Here is a 3906-nt window from a genome sequence, read left to right on the forward strand (position 1 = left end):
GGCTTTCGGAACAGTTCCCTTGGAACCGCCCCTGTCCTCCCACGACGAACCGTCTGTTGTGGGAGCCTTTCCCGTTGAGAATTCATCCAGGAACCGGAGCGCGGTCCGATATATTTCATTTTCCGCGAAAAGATATGCTGCCGATACCTGGAAGTAATCGGCTATTTTGCGGATCATTTCCATGCTCGGCTCACGCTTTCCGTTTTCCCAGTTGAAAATAGCGTTCTGGGTTACCTGAAGCTCCCTCGCAAGTGCCGTCTGGGTCAGGCCTCGCTCCATCCTTAAGTTCTTTAGTTCATCCGCAAAACAGGACATCATATAGGCCTCCTTGATAATAGCAAAAAGGTGTGAAGATTGATTGGATTATAGCATAATGGAATGCGCAGCGCAATAGTAAATTTATTTTTCTTGTATTGGCAGCCGCATTGTTGTATGATAAAGTATCAAAACCCACAGGGACGGGCAGGAGGTACGGATATGAAGATAGGAGAAATCGACAGGAATCTGGCAGTGCAGTCAAAGCTGGAAATCAGTGGGCTGAAATACCGAAGCGCGCTGGAGGAGCCCTTTGAAATCTATGGGCTGTACCGGCCGAAGGAGACAGGGCAGTACAGGCGCATGCCCGCGGAAGTGGCGGAGCGCGTGAGCGAAGGCGTCGCGGGCCTGAGCAGCCATACGGCGGGAGGGCGCATCCGCTTCTGGACGGACTCACCCTATGTGGCGGTGAAGGCAAAGCTTACGGGCCAGTGCTTTATGTCTCATATGCCCCTTACCGGCTCCCACGGGCTGGATTTATATGTCTATGACGGCACCGCGGATATCTTTCAGGGAACTTTTGTACCGCCCTTTGACTCCCCGGAGGACTATGAATCCGTGGTATATGTCCGGAACAGAGGGATGAACGAAATTACGATACATCTCCCGCTGTACAGCGGTATATCGGAATTGTATATCGGGCTGGACGAACATGCCGAAGTGGGGCAAGGGAGGAGATATTGCCCGGTGGAGCCTGTGCTGTACTATGGCTCCTCGATCACCCAGGGAGGCTGTGCCAGCAGGCCCGGCAATCATTATCCGGCGGCGATCGCCAGGGCGTACAATGTGGACTTCCTCTGCCTGGGCTTCTCCGGCGGCGCAAAGGGGGAGGCGGAGATGGCGGACTATCTGGCGGGGCTTCCGGCCAGCGTGTTCGTCTGCGATTACGACCACAACGCGCCGGATGCGGAGCATCTGGAGGGCACGCATGCCGCCCTGTACAGGCGCTATCGGAAGTCGAATCCGCAGACCCCCATCGTCTTCGTGTCGAAGCCGGATATCCGGCCGGACGACAGCGGAGATGTCCGGCGCAGGGATGTGGTGTACCAAACCTATATCGAGGCTTTGAGGGGCGGGGACGAGAGGGTTTATTTCCTGGACGGCTTCCACCTTTTTGCGGGAGACAGGCGGTATGACTGTACGGTGGACGGATGCCACCCCAACGATGCGGGGTTCTTCCGGATGGCCGAGGCGATCGGGGAGCTGGTGCGGCATTGCCTGGCCCTGTGACAGCGTCCGGGGACATTTTGGACGGCAGACGGAATGGCGCCCGGCAGGAGAAAATAAGGGACGGGGAGGGACATGATGGGATATGACTGCCTGATCATAGACGATGAGAAGCTGCTTGCGGACAGCACCGCGGAGTATTTCAACCTTTTCGGCGTCAGCACCGCAGTGGCGTACAGCGCAGGGGACTGCCGCAGATTTTTTGAGACCGATACAGCAAAGCTTCTGCTGCTGGACATCAACCTGAAGGACGGCAGCGGCTTCGCCCTGTGCAGGGAGCTGCGGGAGAGGACGGAGATTCCGATCCTCTTCATCTCCGCCCGCAGCAGCGATGACGACAAAATCATGGCGCTGCATATCGGCGGGGACGATTATATCCAGAAGCCCTACTCCCTGGGGGTCCTGCTGGCCAAGGTGCAGGCGGTGCTGAAGCGCTACGGCAGACAGGAGGAGCTCTCCGACCGGGAAAAGCAGGGATACCGCTGCGGCAGGCTGGAAATCGATTTCGGGGCCAGGAAGCTGCTGGTGGAGGGAAAGCCTGTGAAGCTCACTGCCCTGGAGTTTCGGCTGCTGTCCTATCTGGTGCAGAATGAGGACAGGGTGGTGACGAAGCAGGAGCTGTTCGAAAAAGTCTGGGAGGATAAGTTCACTGGAGACGGCACGCTCAACGTCCATATCAGGAAGCTGCGGGAGGCCATTGAGCCAGACCCCGGGAATCCGGAGCACATCCTCACTGTCTGGGGGGAGGGGTATCGGTTCTGCGGATCGTCGCAGAAGGTTTGATGCATGGATCGGCGCTGTTATACTGCATAACGCTGAATACTGCCTAATGCAATCAAGCGATTGAACCAGTCAGCGTTATGCAGTCTGGTTTCACGGCAAGTGAAATCGTTAAGCAGTATAAGATGGCGCTGCCGCCACATGGGGCATCTCAGGAAGAGGGGAAATGAAAAAACGTTATTTTATAATCGCTCAGATAACTGTCCTCGCAGTGGAGGCGGTTCTGCTTCTATGCTTCGCGCTGTGGGACGCGGACAGCGCCCAGGACGCGGTGGCGGTGAACGAGGTGCTGCAGTCCGTGGAGTCCGGATGGGGCAGATTGGAGAGCCACGAGAGGCGGACAGGGCTTAACTATGTGGTGCTGGACGGGACAGGGGAAGTTCTGTTCCGGACAGATACGGGCTTAAGCGAAAGCGTCAACAGGGCAGTCGTCCACAGGGACACGATTCTGGACATAGAAAACGCAGGCCTTGTGGTGGGAAAGCTCATTGTATTCAATGACAGCGCCGAAATCCTGGAATCCGGAAAACGCGCCATGCTTCTGGCTGTCCTGGCCGTGATGCTGGCGCAGTGGGGCATCTGCATAGCATATGGGATGTATCTGGACCGAGCTGTGATCAGGCCTTTCCGGCAGCTGAAGGATTTCGCCCGCAGGGTGGCTGGGGGCAATCTGGACATCCCTCTGGAGATGGACAGGGGGAACCTGTTCGGGGCCTTTACGGAGAGCTTCGACATCATGCGGGAGGAGCTGAAAAAGGCCAGACTGGCCGAGGCGAAAGCCAATGCCGAGAAAAAGGAGCTGGTGGCCAAGCTCTCCCACGACATCAGGACGCCGGTGGCCAGCATCAAGGCGGCCTCCGAGGTAGGGGCGGCCCTGGCGCAGAGCGGCAGAATCAGAGAGAATTACGGCCAGATCATCCGCAAGGCAGACCAGATAGACGCGCTGGTGAACAATCTCTTCACGGCAGCTCTGGAGGAGCTGGAGCGGCTTGCAGTGAACCCTGTGGACATGGAGAGCGGGGAACTGGCGGCGATGCTTAAGAGCGCGGATTATTTCGGCTGGGCACAGATACCGCCCATTCCCGAGTGCCTGCTGCATGGGGACAGGCTCCGCCTCCAGCAGGTGTTCGACAATATCTTCGCCAATGCCTATAAATATGGAAGGAACGCATGTCAGGGAGAAGGGGGATTCCAAGGACAGTCCGCACAGGGTTCCCCTTGGGGCGGGAAAATCAATGTGACCATGCGGCGGGAGGGCCAGTGCCTCGCCGTCTGCATCGAAGACTGCGGCGGAGGCGTGGACGAGGAGGAGCTGCCCCTCCTGAAGGAGAAATTCAGGCGCGGGAGCAATGCCGGGAACAAGGAGGGCGCAGGCCTGGGCCTGTATATCTCCGATTATTTCCTGAGGGAGATGGGAGGGGAGCTGCTGGTGGAGAACGGAGAGAAGGGCCTGCGGGTGACGGTGGTCATCCGGCAGAGCGGTATATGACCGCAGGGAAGCTGCTATACTGCAGACCGTCAGGATTTACAGTAGTGTCTCCGGGAAAGTGCTTGGCTGGCGAGATCGGAAGAGCACACGTCTGA

General features: G+C 57.6%; 4 protein-coding genes. 3 read left to right on the plus strand and 1 reads right to left on the minus strand.

Annotated features, from left to right (window positions below):
• On the minus strand, positions 1-318 hold a 318-nt coding region (locus tag Q2B33_RS23390; RefSeq protein WP_300914303.1), incomplete at its 3' end, for a helix-turn-helix transcriptional regulator.
• 159 nt (positions 319-477) lie between these two features.
• On the opposite strand from Q2B33_RS23390, the gene Q2B33_RS23395 reads away from it, so the two are divergent.
• From Q2B33_RS23395 to Q2B33_RS23405, 3 genes are all read left to right on the plus strand, one after another.
• Positions 478-1545: an SGNH/GDSL hydrolase family protein gene (locus Q2B33_RS23395; RefSeq protein WP_300565056.1), complete on the plus strand. Its 1068-nt coding sequence runs from the start codon at positions 478-480 to the stop codon at positions 1543-1545.
• A gap of 72 nt (positions 1546-1617) precedes the next feature.
• Positions 1618-2325: a response regulator transcription factor gene (locus Q2B33_RS23400; RefSeq protein ID WP_330684803.1), complete on the plus strand. Its 708-nt coding sequence runs from the start codon at positions 1618-1620 to the stop codon at positions 2323-2325.
• 163 nt (positions 2326-2488) lie between these two features.
• Positions 2489-3811 (plus strand): HAMP domain-containing sensor histidine kinase, encoded by a 1323-nt coding sequence (locus Q2B33_RS23405; protein WP_300565054.1) that lies wholly within the window; start codon positions 2489-2491, stop codon positions 3809-3811.
• Positions 3812-3906 lie beyond the last annotated feature (95 nt).

The sequence above is a fragment of the uncultured Acetatifactor sp. genome, from assembly GCF_948601915.1.
Classification (GTDB): domain Bacteria; phylum Bacillota; class Clostridia; order Lachnospirales; family Lachnospiraceae; genus Acetatifactor.